Annotated in this window: 14 protein-coding genes; 12 read left to right on the plus strand and 2 right to left on the minus strand. The window is 60.7% G+C overall.

All coding sequences use genetic code 11. The features are described from left to right. Positions 1-523: 523 nt before the first annotated feature. The 3 genes from R6U20_RS01650 (at position 524) to R6U20_RS01660 (ending at position 5,571) form a co-directional block, all read left to right on the plus strand. Positions 524-2,290, plus strand: a complete 1,767-nt coding sequence (locus R6U20_RS01650) for an alanine/glycine:cation symporter family protein (protein WP_410336132.1) — start codon at positions 524-526, stop codon at positions 2,288-2,290. Positions 2,291-2,918: 628 nt separating this feature from the next. Beyond that, a complete protein-coding gene (gene upp / locus R6U20_RS01655) occupies positions 2,919-3,548 on the plus strand; it encodes a uracil phosphoribosyltransferase (protein ID WP_410336145.1) in 630 nt (209 codons plus the stop codon). 34 nt (positions 3,549-3,582) lie between these two features. After that, on the plus strand, positions 3,583-5,571 hold the full coding sequence (locus R6U20_RS01660; protein ID WP_410336133.1) for a Na+/H+ antiporter NhaC family protein: 1,989 nt from the start codon (positions 3,583-3,585) through the stop codon (positions 5,569-5,571). Positions 5,572-5,666: 95 nt separating this feature from the next. On the opposite strand, the gene R6U20_RS01665 is transcribed toward R6U20_RS01660, so the two are convergent. Continuing rightward, complete coding sequence (locus tag R6U20_RS01665) at positions 5,667-6,368, minus strand: MBL fold metallo-hydrolase (protein ID WP_410336134.1); 702 nt, start codon at positions 6,366-6,368, stop codon at positions 5,667-5,669. Positions 6,369-7,440: 1,072 nt separating this feature from the next. Between R6U20_RS01665 and R6U20_RS01670 the strand changes: the two genes are divergently transcribed. The 6 genes from R6U20_RS01670 (at position 7,441) to R6U20_RS01695 (ending at position 13,189) form a co-directional block, all read left to right on the plus strand. Further along, a complete protein-coding gene (locus R6U20_RS01670) occupies positions 7,441-7,830 on the plus strand; it encodes a BlaI/MecI/CopY family transcriptional regulator (protein WP_410336135.1) in 390 nt (129 codons plus the stop codon). Next, positions 7,823-9,217, plus strand: a complete 1,395-nt coding sequence (locus R6U20_RS01675; RefSeq protein WP_410336136.1) for a TonB family protein — start codon at positions 7,823-7,825, stop codon at positions 9,215-9,217. The genes R6U20_RS01670 and R6U20_RS01675 overlap by 8 nt, the downstream gene beginning before the upstream one ends. 259 nt (positions 9,218-9,476) lie before the next feature. After that, the gene (locus R6U20_RS01680; protein WP_410336137.1) at positions 9,477-10,034 is read left to right on the plus strand and encodes an energy transducer TonB; all 558 of its coding nucleotides are present in this window, start codon (positions 9,477-9,479) and stop codon (positions 10,032-10,034) included. Between the two features lie 563 nt (positions 10,035-10,597). Continuing rightward, the gene (locus R6U20_RS01685; RefSeq protein ID WP_410336138.1) at positions 10,598-11,266 is read left to right on the plus strand and encodes a ribonuclease H-like domain-containing protein; all 669 of its coding nucleotides are present in this window, start codon (positions 10,598-10,600) and stop codon (positions 11,264-11,266) included. Positions 11,267-11,785: 519 nt separating this feature from the next. Next, positions 11,786-12,730 (plus strand): PLP-dependent cysteine synthase family protein, encoded by a 945-nt coding sequence (locus R6U20_RS01690; RefSeq protein WP_410336139.1) that lies wholly within the window; start codon positions 11,786-11,788, stop codon positions 12,728-12,730. 30 nt (positions 12,731-12,760) lie between these two features. Then, positions 12,761-13,189, plus strand: a complete 429-nt coding sequence (locus R6U20_RS01695; protein WP_410336140.1) for a M67 family metallopeptidase — start codon at positions 12,761-12,763, stop codon at positions 13,187-13,189. 44 nt (positions 13,190-13,233) lie between these two features. Here R6U20_RS01695 and R6U20_RS01700 read toward each other — a convergent pair whose 3' ends face one another. Further along, positions 13,234-15,348, minus strand: coding sequence for an ATP-dependent helicase (locus R6U20_RS01700; RefSeq protein ID WP_410336141.1), 2,115 nt, complete (start codon positions 15,346-15,348; stop codon positions 13,234-13,236). Positions 15,349-15,736: 388 nt separating this feature from the next. Between R6U20_RS01700 and R6U20_RS01705 the strand changes: the two genes are divergently transcribed. From R6U20_RS01705 to R6U20_RS01715, 3 genes are all read left to right on the plus strand, one after another. Beyond that, positions 15,737-16,690: an AAA family ATPase gene (locus R6U20_RS01705; protein ID WP_410336142.1), complete on the plus strand. Its 954-nt coding sequence runs from the start codon at positions 15,737-15,739 to the stop codon at positions 16,688-16,690. A 93-nt stretch (positions 16,691-16,783) separates the two neighbouring features. Then, positions 16,784-17,749: a ParB/RepB/Spo0J family partition protein gene (locus tag R6U20_RS01710; RefSeq protein ID WP_410336143.1), complete on the plus strand. Its 966-nt coding sequence runs from the start codon at positions 16,784-16,786 to the stop codon at positions 17,747-17,749. Between the two features lie 44 nt (positions 17,750-17,793). After that, positions 17,794-18,456 carry a DUF5683 domain-containing protein gene (locus R6U20_RS01715; RefSeq protein ID WP_410336144.1) on the plus strand — a complete coding sequence of 221 codons (663 nt, stop codon included), beginning with the start codon at positions 17,794-17,796 and terminating at the stop codon, positions 18,454-18,456. Positions 18,457-18,810: the final 354 nt, after the last annotated feature.

Genomic DNA, 18,810 nt, shown 5'->3' on the forward strand with positions numbered 1-18,810 from the left:
ATACCCGACAGCTGTCGGTGCGTCGCGTGCTCACCATGACAGGCTTCGTGGGAGGGTGATTGCAGAGCAGCCATCAAAATGAGGGTTGACAGAGCAGTAGCACCGTACGAATGAGCGCGTGTGGTTGGATTGACTTAAGAGTACAGGAAACTAAGCATCCTGCGTCCCAAACTCATCTTAGTCGAATCACCAGTCCAACTTTTCGGGCGCACCTCAACCCCCAACTTCATGCCTGTCTTTACTTAGTATCTGTTTAGCGTCGTCCCTCCACACATCCGTCCCTCCACACATCCGTCCCTCCACACATCCGTCCCTCCACACATCCGTCCCTCCACACGTCCATCCCTCCCGCTGACATGAATGTCCGCCTGGATCGTATCAAGCCTGTTGCAGTCGACCCTTCCCCCTCTTATATTAACGTGATGTTGCAGGCTCAGCAGGGCTTGCAGCCGTGGGTCGGCGTTCCGTGCACGTGGGGCGCCGTTTTCTTTGCGTGTTCCCTCCATCCGTCTTTACTCGCTCTATGTGGTTTCAGCGCACAATTGAGTTTCTGAATGACCTGGTCTGGTCGTACGGCGTGCCCGTTGGCGATGGCCAGATGATTCCGTGGGTCGTCATCCTCCTGTTAGGTACCGGGTTCTACCTGACGTTCCAGCTGGGCTTCATCCAGTTTCGGAAGCTGGCCCATGGCTTTTGGGTCACAACTGGCGCCTATGACGATCCCGACGACCCGGGCGATGTGCCCCACTTTCAGGCGCTGACCACGGCGCTCTCGGCTACTGTAGGCATCGGAAACATTGCGGGGGTGGCGCTGGCCATTCACTTTGGCGGACCCGGCGCGCTCTTCTGGATGTGGCTCACTGCCTTCGTGGGCATGGCCACCAAGTACAGCGAGGTCACCCTGGCGCAGTTCTACCGCGACGTGCGCGAGGACACCGAAAACCTGAAAAGCTGGATGGGCTCGGTCTCGGGTGGCCCCATGTACTACATCGAAAAGGGACTCGGCGAAAGTTGGAAGCCCGCTGCGGTCTTTTTTGCGATTATGCTCATCGCCACCTCATTTCTCACCGGTAACGCCGTGCAGGCCAACACCGTAGCCGACACCATGCGCTCCGAGTTCGGCATGGAGCCGTGGATTACGGGAATCATTGTGGCCTCGGTGATTGCTCTGGTGATTCTGGGCGGCATCACGCGGATCGGGAAGGTCACGGGCATCGTGGCTCCCATCATGGCGGGCATCTACGTACTGGGCGCGATCACTATTCTGGCGCTCCACTACGACCAGCTGATTCCCACCTTTGCCAGCGTCTTCACCGAAGCGTTTAACCCCTCGGCCGGCGTGGCAGGGACCGGCACCGGCGTGTTCTTGCTGACGCTCATGTACGGCGTGCGGCGCGGTCTCTTCTCGAACGAGGCTGGTCAGGGCTCTGCCCCCATTGCGCACTCTGCCGCCAAAACCGATGAGCCGGCCTCTGAAGGCGTGGTAGCGCTGCTGGAGCCGTTCATCGACACCATTATCATCTGTACGCTCACCGCTATGGTCATCCTGGTCACCGGCGCGTGGGGCGACCCAGTACCCACCGAGTTCGACCTCGACTCGGGCAATATCACCTACCGGGTGCAAGACGAAGGTGGGCTCTTTGCCGACGTGGATACCCCCGAGCGCATTCGGGTGGAAGACGGTGAACAAAAAGTCCCCGAAGGCGAGCCCGCCATGGCCTGGAATCAGGCCGTTGTAAGTGGCCTCTTTGTGGAATGCGAAGGCGAGTGCGCCGAAGACGATGATCTCAGCGAGCCGTTCACGGGCACGCTCTACCCCGGCGACGGCACGGCGATCTCACAAGATGGCACGACCTACGCCTCACTCTACGGCGGCGGTGTGCGCAACGGGGCGCCACTTACGCAGCTTGCGTTTGAGCGTGGTCTGTCTCCGCTCGGCGACTGGGGCGGCTATATTGTGATTCTAAGCGTCCTGCTCTTTGCAATTTCAACTGCCATCTCCTGGAGTTACTACGGCGACCGCTGCGCGCACTACCTCTTTGGCGACCGCGCCGTGCTCCCATATAAGTTCCTGTTCGTCGCCATGAACTTCGTGGGTGCGATTACGGCGCTCACCACCATCTGGACCATCGGCGACATTGCGCTTGGCCTGGTCGTGGTGCCCAACCTGATCGCTCTCATTGCGCTCTCGGGCAAGCTGAAAGAGCTAACCAGCAGCTATTTCGACCGCAAACCCTGGGAAAATGGAGGTGGCAGCTTCGTAAACGTAACTGATGATGACGAGCGGTAGACGCAACGCTGTCCGGCCTCCGCATGGGGGCCTGCGCCGGAAGGATCGGAGAGCGGCCCCGACAGCTAACGTCTGACCCGCACAATCCGAGATGCTTCACTGCGCTCAGCATGACAGCCCCGGCGTGCTCGCATTCATTTTAGCTGGCTGGTATCCTACACACGGTACCTACCATGAACAGGCCTCCTCCGTCGGACGTGCACGGAGGACGCTTCCGATAATGCTCTCTCAACCCTCATTTTGATGGTTGTCCTGAAGTCATCCCCCAAAGAAGCTTGTCATGGTGAGCGCAGTCCCGCCCCCTGTGGCACCAACACTACTGCTGTGTCAACCCTAAATGATTGGGGTTAGATGCGTACTTCCCCCTCCATCCTACCCTTCCTCCCCGAGGAGGAAGGAACCGTGGAAGGCGTTCCTCAAGTCCCCTTCAGAGGAGGGGGATTTAGGGGGAGGGATTCCATGTTCTCAAAGGACCTAAACAATCACCTGTGGCACCAACACTACCCGCTTATCCGAGCCAGACGATGCGATGACCTGCGCGTTGCCGCTTGTGTCCTCAGAATTGCCGTTGACTTAGCGACTTAGCACTCATTCTATATTTCCCTGATCTCTTATGGATGTTCTGGACATCGACATGCTCACTGTCGTCGATCATCCGCTCTTGAAGCGGGACCTGACAATCCTACGCGACCGCACGACCGCGCACGGTCTGTTCCGCAAAACGGTGTCGGATGCCGCAGCGATTCTGGCCTATGAGGCCCTGCGCAGCATCCCCCTGGCCGAGGTGGATATCCACACGCCGCTGGAGCCGACCACCGGCTACGCCATTGCCGAGGAGGTCATTGTGGTGCCTATCATGCGAGCCGGGCTCGGCATGGTCGATGGCTTCGTGCGGTTCGTGCCCGAAGCCCGCGTAGGGCACCTCGGCATGCAGCGCGACGAGGACACGCACCAGCCGGTTGATTACTACGCCAACATCCCTGCCAGCGTCGACCGCGCCGAAGTCTTCGTGGTCGACCCGATGCTGGCAACGGGCGGAAGCGCCATCTCGGCCGTCACGCGCCTTAAGGAAGAAGGCGCTGAGCGCTTCACGTTTGCGTGTCTGGTGGCAGCCCCCGAGGGCGTGCAGGCACTGCACGAAGCGCACCCCAACGTACGCATCGTAGCGGCCACGCTCGACCGCGAACTCGACGAGAACGCGTTCATCCGTCCCGGACTCGGCGATGCGGGCGACCGCATCTTTGGCACGCCGGCATAACCTTCGCATCCCTCTTGCTTCTGTCTTCGTGCCTATGTTTGCCTCTGCTCTGCGCATTCGGCTCCCGCTCGTTCTCGGACTCCTGCTCCTGGGCCTGCTCGGCACAAGCGCTCTGCCTACCGCCTCTGCTCAGTCGGTGGATCCGCCGCGCGTGGTCCTGAACGACATCGCATTCAGCGTTACCATCGATGACCCGGATCAGGAGCTTACCTCGGGCGCTCAGATTCAGGTGGGATCCGAAACCGCCCAGCTCGAATCCGACGGCTCCAGCTGGACTGCCGAAGGACTCGTTGTAGACGAGACCGGCACGTACACCGTGCGCCTGGTGCAGGGCGGCGAAACCATCGACGAAGCCGATACGCGCGCGCTGCCCGGCTTTGTCTCACTGCTCCCCCCGCTTTTGGCCATTGGCATGGCCCTCGCCTTCAAGCGTGTGATCCCGGCGCTTTTTCTGGGCATCTGGGTGGGCGCATGGATGGCCGCCGGCTTCTCGCTTAGCGGACTCTTCGTAGGGCTCCTCGAATCGCTGGAGATCTACGTCGTTGGGGCGCTGGCCAACGAATCACACGTCGCCATCATCCTGTTTTCGCTGATGATCGGTGGCATGGTGGGTATCATCTCAAAAAACGGCGGTACGTACGGCATTGTGGAGCGCCTGATCGGCTGGGCCAACACGCCGCGCCGCGCGCAGCTTGCCACCAGCACACTCGGCGTGGGCATGTTCTTCGATGACTACGCCAATACCCTCGTCGTGGGCAACACCATGCGTCCCGTTACCGACCGCCTGAAGGTCTCGCGCGAGAAGCTGGCGTATATTGTGGATTCGACGGCCGCGCCCGTAGCATGTGTGGCCTTTGTAACCACCTGGATCGGCTACGAAGTCGGGCTCGTGGGCACCGCCGTGGAGGGTCTTGAGGGGTTCAACCAGGGCGCGTACTCCATCTTCCTAAGCTCACTCGCGTACAGTTTTTACCCCTGGCTGGCGCTCTACTTCGTGTTCGTGGTGGCCAACTCCAGCCGCGACTTCGGCCCCATGGCGCGTGCTGAAATCCGCGCCCGTACCACCGGACAGGTCGTAAGTCCCGGGGCCAACCTCGACAAGGCTGCCGAGGAGGACAACGACGAGATGCGCCCAAAAGACGGCATCCCGCTGCGTGCCTACAATGCCGTGCTGCCTATTCTGGTGCTGGTCGGGAGCGTGCTCGCCGGGCTGTACTGGACAGGCATTGAGGCTGCGGGGAGCGATGCATCCCTCCGCGAGATTATTGGGGAGGCCGACTCCTACACGTCGCTCATCTGGGGCTCGCTCCTGGGTGTGCTTACCGCGGGCGCGCTGTCCGTTGGGCAACGCCTGCTCTCGCTCGAAGAGACGGTCGAGGCCTGGTATAGCGGACTCAAGTCGATGCTCTTTGCTATGATTATCCTGGTGCTCGCCTGGGCGCTCTCCGACATCACCGGGGTGCTGCACACCGCCGATTACCTCGTGTCGGTGCTGGGCACAACGCTTCCGCCCGGCGTAGTGCCTGCCATCATCTTCGTGCTCGCAGCGGCCACTGCATTTGCCACCGGCTCCAGTTGGGGCACTATGGGCATCCTCATGCCACTGGTGGTGCCGCTCGTGTGGGCCGTGCTGCAAGCCAACAACATGGCCGATCCGTCGAACTACCACATCATGTACTCTGCGGTATCGTGCGTGCTGGCCGGGTCGGTGTGGGGCGACCACTGCTCCCCAATTTCGGACACCACCATCCTCTCGTCTATGGCGTCGGGGTGCGACCACATCGACCATGTGCGCACGCAGCTTCCGTATGCCATGAGTGTGGGCGTGGTTGCCCTGCTCATAGGCACGCTGCCTGCCGGATTTGGCTTTCCATGGTGGCTCTCGCTCCTCATCGGTGCCGGACTGCTGTCGGGCGCGCTGCGTCTCTTTGGTACGCCGGTCAACACCCAGGGGGATGCCGCCGTAGCGTCTTCGTCTGATGATTCATCGCAGCCCCAAGAGGCTTCGGTACCGTCGGCGTAAGTGGACTTCTATGCTAACCCGGATCGCAGCTACGCATAAGAGGCTGTGTAGCGCGTTTGTGGGCTGGATGTGAGGAGCAGAAGTGCCCAGCACGCCTACGCCACCGGGTAGCTCTTGCCCTCGACCCCAAGCGTCGTTTCCGGAAAGACGTTGCGGGCTGCCTCCAGCAGCTCCTGTTTGAGTCCGGGCGGAAGGTGCACGAGCACAAGCCGGTCGACGCCTGCGGCCCGGGCAATATCGGCAGCCTCGACCATGCTGCTGTGCCCGGGCCCCGCGCCGTTAGCCTCATGGATGAGCATATCTGCATCTCGGGCCAACTCGACTACCGCATCACACGGAGCCGTATCGCACGAGTACGCGACGACCGCGCCGCGCTCGTGCTCCACGCGCAGCCCGAACGTAGGGGTGTCGCCGTGGCTCACCGGCGCACTGGTGATGTGCCACGGGGCGTCGGTCCATACCGCTGCCCCGGGTTCGGACTCGACTTCGTGCGGCACAAGCTCCGGCATGCCCTCCCATCCAGTGGTCACTGGGGCAAACGCCTCCATGCAGCGCGTCGCCTGATCGAGCGTGGCAGGATATCCACAGATGGGCAGGTCGCCTTCGTGGTCGGAAAGCCACAGCTTTTCCATGAGCAGCGGCAGTCCACTGATATGATCGGGGTGCCGGTGCGTGAGGATCAGCCCAGCGACATCCCGAAGCGCACCACCCACCGCTTGCCAGCGCTGAAGTGCGTCCCCGCCGCAATCGACCAGGAGCGAGGCGCTGGGGTGGTCGTCGTCAGAGAATGCGAGCATGGTGGTCGTACGATGCGGATCACTGATGGAGGCACCCGTTCCCAGGAGATGGCAGTATGCAGACATGTGATGCGATTATGCTATACAACAAGCACGAACGTGTCGAATCCAGTTGGGCTGTGCCATCATCACGGGGGCACGTCGGCATAGATCCGAAATCTATTCGCTGTTTGGAGTTGCCGCCACGCCCTGTAAGCATCCACCGGGGGATGGGTACGAGATCGGCGCTGAGATCCTTCCGCTCGGCAGCGTCAGGATGACCGAGAGTAAAGACAATGGCTAAGTATTGTGAGCGCTCTTTCATTACGGGTCATGCTGAACGCAGTGAAGCATCTCAACGCCCACAGTTGAGAAGCGGTGCCACCGAGCCTGCATGGAGACGGCTGCACTTCCACCCATATTGAAGAGAGAAGACAGGCTTGGGTAGCCCAATCACCTGTAGCGTTGATGTTCTGCTTTCTGGTACCTAAGTGACCTCAACAATGGTTTTGGGGATTGCCGGGTGGATTCCCCTCCATCCTACCCTTCCTCCCCCAGGAGGAAGGAACCGTGGAAGGCGTTCCTCAAGTCCCCCTCAGAGGAGGGGGATTTAGGGGGAGGGATTCTGTACAATCATATAGATCAAACCATGGTACATGACAAAACTCACATGCTCCTTCACACACCCAGGTTTTTGTCATTCTGAGGAGCGCAGCGAGGGCCGAAGGTCATGCCTGTTCTGCGAAGGGGCCGCCAGGTCATCCCTTGCGGGAATCTCTTTGAGCCGAGCGGAAACAAGGGCGGATCGCTGTCTCTCTCCGGTCTGATTCCGCCGATTCCGGGGGAGATCCCTCGACTGCGCTCGGGATGACGTGCCGGGGGCGTGGGAATGCCAGTTCTGTGAAGGCTCGCTCAGGTTTTGTCGTGTACTGTGGGCGGGCACCCTATCACCCTGAAATGACTATCTCTAAACATTTGTATATTCAAGACTAACTCCTCAAAATCTAATGTGCTCTCTTTTTTCCTTGCGCTTCTACTAACTGGATAGTACTATTGTACTGCACAATAAAAAGAACCAACCGATCCTGATCGTATGCGACGACGCTCGTTAACCCCGCTGGGGGAAACTGAAATGGAAGTGCTCCACCATGTGTGGGAACTGGACGAAGCCACCGTGGCCGAGGTCCGCGAACGTATTTTGGAGGAGCGCAACGTTGCGTACACCACCATCATGACGGTTATGAAGAACCTGGCGGAGAAGGGCTACCTGCAATATCGCAAGGAAGGCGTCGCGTACGTCTACTCGCCTGCGCGCTCCGCCGATGACGTGCGCCAGAGCCTCCTGGGCGATCTGCTGAAGAAGGTGTTTAACGGCTCGCCGCAATCCCTTGCTCAGGCGCTGGTGCAGCAGGAAGACCTATCGGACAACGACCTTGCCGACATCCGCGCGATGATTGACCAGATGGAAGACGCCGATGATTGACGTATCCAGCATTCTGCTCCTGCTCGATGCGCTTGGTCGCTTCGTGGCAGCAACGGTAGTTGTGCCGCTTGTGGTGTGGACGCTTGCTGCGCTTGTGGTGTTGGGCGTGCTTCGCCTGGTACCCGGTCGCCCGCTCGTGCAGTACTGGATGCGCGTGAGCCTGCTCCTGGCTCTGCCGCTCGGACTCGCGGCGGCGCTGCTCGATCTGGGGTTTTTGCCGGTGGCCGTCGGCTCGATATCCGATGTGCCCTGGCTGGGCCGCACGCTTGCTCCCATCGTAGTGGATGCAGCGTCTACAGATGCGTTGGCGTCCCCGGCGTGGCGCGGACCGTTTGTTGGACTGGGCGCGGGTGCCGTGTGCGCAGGTGGAGGTGCGTTCGTGGCAGGTGCCCGGTTGGCTGCTGATGCCCATGCGCTCCATCGGTTTGGGGCTGCACATCCCCCCAACGCCCCAAGATGGGTGCAAGAGCAGGTGGATGCACAGGCCAAATCGCTGGGCATTAATCGGCGCGTTTCGGTGTGCTGCGCGCCCGACATCGCCGTACCCATGACCGTGGGCGGATGGCATCCGCGCCTGTTTTTGCCAGCCTCGCTCCTTGCGGATAAGCAGGCGCTAACGATGACGCTGACACACGAACTGGTGCATGTGCACCGCTTCGATTATGCCGTGCATGCCCTGGTGCGCATGGTGCGTGCGCTGTTCATTGCCCACCCGCTGGTAGTGCAGTGTGCACGCTCCATTGTCACATACCGCGAGCAGGCCTGCGATGCCGCCGTGCTTGCAACCGACCGGGTGCCGCACAAAGCCTATGCAGCACTTCTGCTTCAGTGGGCACAGCGTACCGCTTCGGCCCCGGCCTCTGCTCTTGGACTTGCCTATTCGTCTTCTACCCTTAAGTCTCGTATTGCTTCTATGACTTCGTTTAACGCAGTACCTCGCTCACACCCAATGATCAGCATCGCCCTAAGCGCGCTCCTGCTCGTGGGCACCTTTACACTAATGGCTTGTGATGACGCCGGGTTGAATACGTCTTCTGAATCCGAATCTGACGACGAGCCCTATACCCAAGTCGACAATCCGCCTGAGTTGGATGGGGGCATGCAGGCGCTCTACAGCGCCATGACGTATCCCGAAATTGCTCAGGAGCACAACCTGGAAGGACGTGTTGTGGTGCAGTTTGTGGTTGATCGCGATGGCTCTCCAAGCGATGTGTCTGTTATTGACACGCCCGAGACGGGAGACGATGTGCCGACTGAAGCGCTCGATGCGCTGGAAGAAGCAGCCATAGCAGCCGTTCAGCAGACAACCTTTGACCCAGGCCGCCACGAGGGCGAACTGGTGGATGTGCAGATGGCGGTGCCGATTCGGTTCCAACTCACGGAATAAGGGCCTGCATGTACCTCCTAACGTCCCGGCATCCAATCCCCGCAATCCGCCCCTGTCTCCCAGCCTGTGCTGGGTGGCGGGGGATTGTCTGTTCGCCTACCGCATGCTGTTTGGCGCATTCGTGGAATCATAGATTGGGAAACCGGGGGTGATCGAAGCAGACGGATCGGTACGCCGTTCTATCCGTTGCGCTGACTGTGCACCTGCACTCTTCAAATTTGCCTGGTAATCTTCCACATAGAGCCCTTATTTCCGAAGCATGCATACTTCTTACCGCGGCAGCCCCATCTGCTGGATACCGACGCTCCTTATACTCGGGATGCTTCTTGTTGTGAGCGTCGGGTGCGGAAGCAGCGCCGACAACGTTGCCTACACCGCCGATAACGCCCCGGTCGTCTACCGCTCCCTGCCCGACAGTGTCACCGTGCATGAGCGCGACCAGATTGGGGAAGGCCCGGAGATCGACGGCGGGCGCGAGGCGGTCGTGCGCATGATCGACTACCCCAGCGATGCGTTCGACGATGGCGTTGAGGGGCAGGTGCTTGTCTCCTTTGTTGTAGGACCCGATGGCTCTATCTACGAACCCGACATCCTGGAATCGGTGGCCCCGTCGCTCGACCGAGAGGCCATGCGCGTCTTGCAGGAAGTGGACTGGACCCCCGGCCACGATGGTGGCGAGCCGGTTTACGTGAAGATGGAACTGCCCGTCCCCTTCCGGCTGGCTGAGCACCAGCCTGCTGATGACGACAATGAAACGCCGGATCAGCCGCAGCCACAACCCCAGCCACAGCCGCAACCGCAACCGCCAGGACGGTAGTGCTCTGTCACACCTGAATGTTAGGGTGCGGAGACTGTGCCAAACTCTGTGTCCTCCCTAAAATCTGTGTCCCCCAAAACCTGTCATGGTGAGCACGCGACGGGCCCAGCCCGGAGCACGCCGAACCATCTCCTCGACGCTCAGCGGGGCTCTAGGCGATTGAACGGCCCTGCCAACCTTGGGGGAGATCTTTATTCACTGCGTTCATCAGTCGCTTCGCTCGTGTCAGGACTCCGCTTCGCTCCGCTCAAGATGACAGCATGCGAACGGGGACCTTACAACCCAAAGATTGACCTGTGACAAAGCACTACTTTTTGAAGCAGATTGTCTTGCCGCATCGTACCGACTCAAAAAGGTGCGTTTTCTGTGCGTCCTTCCCAACTCCATAGCGCGTCACCCAGAATAAAACACAGTTGGAGGGAAAGACCCAACTTCGCCTCCCCACAGCATTCTCGTCCGCTCCCCCCACGCTGCCGCCAGCCCCGTGGTGGCACTTTTGTGGTGCAGTGGCTACCTTACCCGTCCGGTTCGCCATTTGCTCTTGCTCAACCCCCTCTACCGCTATGCAATTCGTTGCGTGGGACATCGAGACCTGCCCGTTTCCTGTCGATTCGTTCTCGGAGGCGCAGCGCTCGCGCTTTGAGGAACGCCTTAACAAGCGGCGCTCCAAACGCCCCGATGAAGACGAAGACGATGCGGCTCGCCTCGTGCGGAGCCTGCACCCGTTGCTCGGATGGGTCTGCTGCATCAGCGCGGTGCGCGGCTCCGTGGGCGCGGCTCCGAATCGCCCCAAAAGCTGGACCGCCGCCTCCCCCGAAGAAGAATCCGAACTGCTGGAGCGCTTCTGGGACGACATTCAGCACATCTCGCGCAACGCGCCGACCATCCGGTGGGTCACCTTCAACGGAAAGAAGTTCGACGTGCCGTTCGTGGAGGCCCGCAGCGTGCATCATGGCGTCACGCCAGTGAACAGCGCCCTGCTCGACACCTATCCCTTCAACGACGCCCCGCATCTTGACCTGATGGGGCTCTGGCCCATGCCCATGCGTCTGCACGAACTGTGCGAGTTGCTCGGCGTCGACTCGCCCAAAGACGAAGGCGACGGTAGCGCCGTGGCCGACCTCGTGGCGGCAGGCGATATCAACAAGGTGGCGCGCTACTGCGAGAAAGACGTGCAGGCCGCCTACGCATGTGCCCAGAAGGTCTGGCCGCTCATTCAGGGACGCAAGTAGTTACGTATCACAGATCACCGAAAACGCGTTCCGACACGCTTCCTCCCTCACTCTGCGTTGCCACACACAATGTGTCGCATCCGTAATGCCTCTCCCTCGGCCCCATGCGGCGGGAACGGCGCGTTGGGCCGTACTTACTACGCCCTGTGCACAGTTATACCAAATTCGGTTGCACCGTTGTGGGATCGCTTCTCTGCACGACACCAGATGTACTTCGTCAGTCGGTCTCGTGTAGGGTGTGGACGGACGAATGGATGAAAGGATGGACGGTATACTCCTCCAACCGTCCACACGTCCATACCTCCATACACCAACGACGCATGCGGAGTTGGTATTACCCGCCTTGTAACGAATCACGTACCATGCGCATCCACCCAGCGTGTCTATGCTGTTGTTGTCTTGAACGGCCAGCGCGTGGCGCGCATGCTGCCTGATGCAACCAATTGTGTTCAGCAGCACCGCACACGCCTCTCTGGCCCTGGCTACGAGAGGCTTTTTCTATGGATACCCTTGCCTGCTATGTCCACTTCTGACCCTTCTTCTCCCGCAACGGATACGCGTCCGGTCCTGCTCGATGCCATCGGCAACACCCCGCTGCTGCCACTGCACCAAATAGGCCGCGACCTGCCCGAGGATGTTACGCTCTGGGCCAAGGCCGAACACCTGAATCCCGGCGGCTCGGTGAAGGACCGCCCTGCCCGCCACATGATCAAAGACGGGCTCCGCACCGGTGCCTACCAGCCGCATCATACCCTGATCGACGCCACCAGTGGCAACACGGGCATTGCCTACGCGATGATTGCAGCAGCGCTGGGCCGCGAGGTAGCGCTGGCCCTGCCCGAAAATGCATCGGAGGAACGCAAGGCCGTGCTTCGAGCCTACGGCGCCAAACTCATCCTTACCGATCCGATGGAAGGCACCGATGGCGCCCAAGCCCGGGTGCGCGAGTTGGTTGACGCTCACCCCGATCGCTACTTCTACCCCGACCAGTACAGCAACGATGCCAACTGGCAGGCCCACTACGACACGACCGCGCCCGAAATCTGGACCCAGACCGACGGGCGCGTTACGCACTTTGTGGCGGGACTCGGCACCACGGGCACCTTTACGGGCGTGGCACGCCGCCTGAAGGAGTACGACGACGTCATCACGTGCATGGCCATGCAGCCGGATACTGCGCTGCACGGACTCGAAGGGCTCAAGCACTTGCCCACCGCCCACACCCCTTCCATCTACGATAGCAGTTTGGCGGATGCCCAGGCCACCTGCTCTACCGAAACCGCCCATGCCATGACCCGGCGCCTGGCTGCCGAAGAAGGGCTCCTTGTGGGGCCCTCGGCAGGTGCGAACGTAGCGACAGCGCTTCGCCACGCCCACACGCTCCGTACCGGACACGTCGTCACCATTCTGTGCGATACCGGCACGCGTTACCTCAGCGACAACTTGTGGTCCGATGACGCATAACCTGCATTTTTCTCAAGCTCCTCGCCTCCTATGATTGCTTCCCCCAACGTCCTGAGCGCCATTCGTACCCACGGCGAAGCAGGCTACCCCGAAGAGATCTGCGGCTTCTTGCTGGGCACCGTGCGCGATGGCACCAACATCGTCACTGCTATCGAGCGCGTCGATAACGAGCAAGACACCAACCGCGAGCGGCGCTACCTCATTCCGCCCAATGCCTTTCGGGAGGCGCAGCGCATGGCCGCCCAGCAGGGTCTCGACATCGTCGGCATCTACCACTCGCATCCCGACCACCCGGCCCAGCCCTCGCAGACCGACCTGGAGCAGGCGACTTTCTCAGGCTACACGTACGCCATCGTTTCCGTGTACGAGGGGGCCGCACGCCACCTGACCGCCTGGCAACTGGCTGCCGACCGCTCGCAATTCAAGGAAGAGACCATCCACACGGAAGCTCCGGCCTGACGAAAGAAATGCGCCCAAAAGTGCCTGGAGCAAGATTGTTGTTCCTAAAACGGCAGATCATCGTCGGGCGGTGCGGTGGAACTGGGGGGAAGCGATGTCTGATCTGTGGATGCGGGGAGCGCCTCGGGCGCATCAGATTCCGGGCGGTCGGATTCCGGCAGTTCGGCATCAGGTGAGGCTTCTACCAGCTCCACCGGCTCCAGAATCGACTCGGGGATGTCTTCCAGAAAGCGGCTGGGCGAGGCCATCGTATCCCCATAGTACCGATGCGTTTGCAGCATGGGGTACGAGATGAAGAGGTTCTCCTCGGCCCGTGTTACAGCCACGTAGAGCAGGCGCAGCTCCTCATCGAGTCCGCCGGGTTCGTCGAGGGCGTACTGCGAGGGCAGCGTGCCGTCGAGCGCGTGGATGAGAAATACGCTGTGGAATTCGAGGCCCTTTGCGGAGTGGATGGTGGAGAGCACGAGCGGAGCCTCGTCATCAGTCGTGCCCTCTTGGTCGAGCGTTGAAAGCTCAATCGGGTCGAGCGTGAGATCGGCCAGGAAGCGCTGGCGGCTGTCGTAGCGGGCGGCGAGCGGAGCCAGATGCTCCAGATCCGATTCGCGCTTGGGGTAATCCTCGGGATACGCTTGTTCGAAGAGCGGTCGGTAGTAGGTGAGCACCGCGTCCATCTGCTCGGTAAGCGGCTGCTCGTTGGGGCGGATGCTGCGGAGCGTGTTCAGCAGCTGGGTGAGCGTATCGAGATAGCGCTGCGCGAAGGGGCCGTGCTCGTCGACAACGAAGGCGCTGTGATCCTCGGCGGTGAGCCAGTCGATGAGGTCTTGCGCGGTCTTCGGGCCGATGCCATGAATCAACTGCAAGATGCGATTCCAGGCCGCCGCGTCATCGGGATTCTCGGCCACACGCAGATGCGCCAGTACATCTTTGATGTGCGCGGCCTCGCTCAGTTTGGTGCCGCCGTACTTCACGTACGGAATGTTGCGCTTGCCCAGTTCAATCTCAACGTCGTAGCTGTTGTGGCTGCTGCGAAAGAGCACCGCCTGGTCGCGAAGCGGCACGCCTTGCTCGCGAAGCTGCGCCACCATCTGCCCGACAAAGCGCGCCTCCATCGCGGTGTCGGCGGCAGGCACAATTGCAGGCAGGTCTCCCGTGTCGCCATCTGAGAAGAGCGTCTTGTCGTACGAGCGGTTGGCGTGGTCAATGAGATGATTTGCCAGGTCCAGGATCGGTTGTTTGGAGCGGTAGTTTTGCTCCAGCTTCAGCACGCGGGCGTTGTCATATTGCTTGGGGAAGCGAAAGATGTTGCGGAAGTCGGCCCCGCGAAATCGGTAGATGCTCTGCGCGTCGTCGCCCACGGCGGTGACGTTGCCGTGGACCGCGGTAAACTGCTGTACAAGATCGGCCTGTACGGCGTTGGTATCCTGGTATTCGTCGACGAGCACATGGCGACAGCGCGCAGCCACCTGCTGACGGACGGTGTCATTTTGCGACAGCAGTTCGTGGGTGCGTCGCAGAAGGTCGTCGAAGTCGAGCATGTGGTGCTCGGCTTTGTACGTGCGGTAGGTTTCTTGCAGTTCGCGCAGGTCGTCGTGCAGATGCGTAAACTGCGGGTAGCGGTCGTTCAGTACCTCCGACAGCGAGCGGTCGCGGTTCACCGTGTCGGAGAACATGGATTGCAGCGTGCCCTTGTTGGGGAAGCGCTCGGCCCGATCGGGGTAGCCGCCGCGGGTGCGCAGCATAGAGAGCACATCGGCAGCGTCGGCGGCGTCGAGGATCGTGAAGTCGGGCGAGAGGTTGAGCGCTGGGGCGTGCGTGCGCAGCAGCTGCATGCAGAAGCTGTGGAAGGTGCCACCACGCACGCGCTCGCAGCGTCCGTCGAGGAGCGAAGCGGCGCGCGTCATCATATCGCGGGCGGCGCGGCGCGTGAAGGTGAGCAGCACGATGGAGCGCGGGTCGAGTCCGGTTTCCACCAGATACGAGAGCCGGTAGACGAGTGTGCGCGTTTTGCCGGTGCCTGCGCCCGCCACAATGAGCAGCGCACCAGGGTCGGCGGTGGCGGCGGCGTACTGCTGATCGTTCAGTTCGGCCCGGTAGTCGACGGTGAGGTTCTCGGGCGCGGTTCCGGAGCCGGTGGGTTCAAGCGTAATGCGACGAGCCATAAGCGTAGCGAAGAACCAAGGGCGGCAGAACAGGGCGAACTGGAACGCATGTCTGGTGGGGCGATTGCCTTAACTTAAGCCCGCGCATGGGTGATCCCGATGCGCAGCCGCCTGCCTGCCGGAAATCCGGACGATCTGCTGGCGCAGGCATGATGCGTGGCTTTTTCCCTACCTAAACCGGTCCTGGAACTTGCCTGCAGGGCCTGCCAATCCCAAATGTGGTGAGGGATTGAGACATGGGGCTGTAGGGGATTGGGCTGGGAAGCCGTTCGCTCCACGATCCCTTCGAGAAAAATAGACCGGGAGCGGTGGACATTGCAGGGTGCTTTGTTGTACGTTATGACGGACGTACACTTCGGCACAGTTGTATCGAGTGAAGCGGGGTTCTATGGGAAAAGTCATCGCGGTTGCGAATCAGAAAGGCGGAGTCGGCAAAACGACGTCGGCCATTAACCTGGCGGCGTCGCTGGCGGCGACTGAGTACTCGACATTGCTGCTTGACATTGACCCGCAGGCCAACTGCACCTCGGGCATTGGCGTAGCCCCGAAGGATATCAACGCATCGATCTACGAGGCGCTGACTGGGCAGGTGGATCCGGAGGATACGGTGGTTACCACCGATATTCCGTTTCTGGACCTGATGCCGAGTCACATCAATCTGGTGGGGGCTGAGATTGAGATGATTGAGGTAGATGAGCGTGAGCGCATCCTGTCGAAGGTGCTTGAGCGGTTGCGCCGCACCTACGATTTTGTGGTGATTGACTGCCCGCCCTCGCTGGGATTGCTTACGTTGAACTCGCTTACTGCGGCCAACTCGGTGCTCATTCCGGTGCAGGCCGAGTATTTTGCACTGGAGGGTCTGGGGCAGTTGCTGAATACCATTAAGATTGTACGCAAGCACCTGAATCCGGAGTTGGAAATGGAGGGCGTGCTGCTTACGATGTTCGACACCCGGCTGCGGCTCTCGAACCAGGTGGCTAAGGAGGTGCGCCGCTACTTTGGCGATCAGGTGTTCGACACGATTGTACAGCGCAATGTGCGATTGTCGGAAGCCCCAAGCTTTGGCAAGCCTGTGATCTTGTACGATGCGTCGAGCAAAGGTGCACGCAACTACATGGCGCTGGCCCGCGAGATCGTGGAGGCCAATGCCGACGCCTTAGGCACCTCGGACGCGGCGGAGTCATCGTCGAACGAGACGGCCTCCGATGAGGCGTCGGGCCCCTCGGATAACAGTCCGGCCCCGCCCTCCACAGACGGAGTGCCCACGCCGGATCCCGAGGAGCGTGCGCGAGCCCGCCGCCCGTCTACCCCGGCGAATGGCTTCTCCCTCTCAAACTCCTGATGTGTACTTGTTTCGTGCAGGATGCGCAGCCTACCGCGTTGTGCCCCTGTCTTTCTGGCTCCTATCTTTCCGGTTGATACCGACCTGTTTCTTATGGCTAACAAATCTGCACTTGGGCGCGGACTGAACGCGCTTCTGCCGGCTGACGGTGACGACGACGGCGACGAGCGCGACGGTACCGTGCGCAAGAGCCAATTGTACCAGTTCGAAAGCGACGAAGAGCGCATGGTGGGCCGCGTGGCCGAGGTCGCCATCGACGCGATTCGCCCAAATCGCTACCAGCCGCGTGAGTCGTTTGATGAAGAGTCGCTCGACGAACTGGCCGACTCGATTGAACAGATGGGCATCATTCAGCCCATTACGGTGCGTGCGCTGGGCAACGGCGAGTTCGAGATCATCTCGGGCGAGCGCCGCTGGCGAGCCGCACGCCGCACCAGCCTGACGCATTTGCCGTCGTTCGTGCGCCGTGCCGACTCGGAGCAGATGCTGGAGATGGCGCTGGTCGAGAACGTGCAGCGCGAAGATCTGAATCCGATTGAGGTGGCCCTGGGCTACCACCGCCTGATGAGCGAAGTCGGTCTCACGCAGGCAGAAGTCGCCGAGAAGGTGGGGAAGAGCCGCGCCTCGGTGGCCAACTCGCTCCGGCTGCTGCGCCTGCCGCCGGTCGTGCAGGCGGCCCTGCGCGATGGCGAGGTAGCAATGGGCCATGCTCGTGCGCTTGTTACCATTGACGACCTGGAGGCGCAGGAGGAACTGCTGAACACCATTATTGAGGAGAACCTGTCGGTACGCGACGTGGAAGAACGGGCGCGCAACTGGCACGCCGCTCAGGAGGCCGATGAAGAGGACGACGATAGCACTGAAGATGCAACGTCAAGCGCCGATGCACGTCCGAACCGTACCGAGTTGCAGCTCAACGACTATCGAAAGCGGCTGCGCTCTCGTCTAAGCACACAGGTGCGCATCCATCATAACGACAAAGACAGCGAGGGCCGTATCGAGATTGCGTACTACTCTGAAGAAGATCTGGAACGGTTGCTTGAACTGTTGGATGCGTGAGGCACTCGACGTGTGCGTGTATCTCCGAATCCGCTATCAGCACCATGCTTTTTGCACTATGCCGCTGGCGTCGGCTTTGGGGAGCGCTGCTGGGCATCGTACTTGCTGGGGTTGTGCTGGCCGGCCTGACGGTGCCCCTTGCGCATGCGCAGCCCGATAGCGTGCGTACCGAGCGGTTGCGTGCACAAGGCTATCCCGAAAACCACACGCCCCGGCGGGCGCTGTGGCGGGCGGCGGCGCTCCCGGGTTGGGGACAGGTCTACAACCGGCAGTATATCAAGCTTCCATTTGTGTATGCAGGGTTAGGAGGTATCGTGTACAACGCTGTGCGCAACCAGAACCGGTACCGGCTGTACCGGCGTGCCAATCAGTTTGCTGTGGGCCGAAGCGAAGCCGATGAGAACGGAGGCAGCAACCGGTTTGCACAGTACGAGTCGCAGTACAACGAGGTGCTCAACGAGATTGGGGCTGGGGCCTCTGCCTCTCTCATTCGCCAGCAGCGCGACGCCTACCAGCGCCAACGCAACCTCATGGTTATTGGCACCGGCGTGTTCTATGCGCTGACAATTGTAGATGCCTACGTAAGCGCCCACTTGCTTACGTTCGACGTGGGAGAAGACCTGTCTATTCAAGTGCATCCCACCTGGCAGCCCGCGCCAACAGGCACCCAGGCAGGCGTGCAGGCCACCTGGCGCATTGGACGCTAACGCGTATGCCCAGAGGCAATGTCGTCCATTGCGACGAATGTGGGGAGCGGATGCCCCTCTGACATCTCCCAGAGGCCTCTTATTCTGCAGAGGCCTCTTATACCATCTGCGCAGAATCGTCATGCAGATATTTAACAACTGACCTGTTCACGTTTTCACGGTACCCGACGCAAAATGACGGGCTCCTGAACAAACACATGGAGCCGCCTTCCCGAAGGATGGATCCCGGATCAGCGATGCCAGGGGCACCTTGTCCGGGATGACACATTGGTACGTAGTGCTGAACGTTGTGTTATACGCAATGCCCCACTCAGGTGTCATCCTGGACGCAGTGAGCTTGCGAACGGAGATCCA

It is taken from the genome of Longimonas sp. (assembly GCF_046498435.1).
Taxonomy (GTDB): Bacteria; Bacteroidota; Rhodothermia; order Rhodothermales; family Salinibacteraceae; genus Longimonas.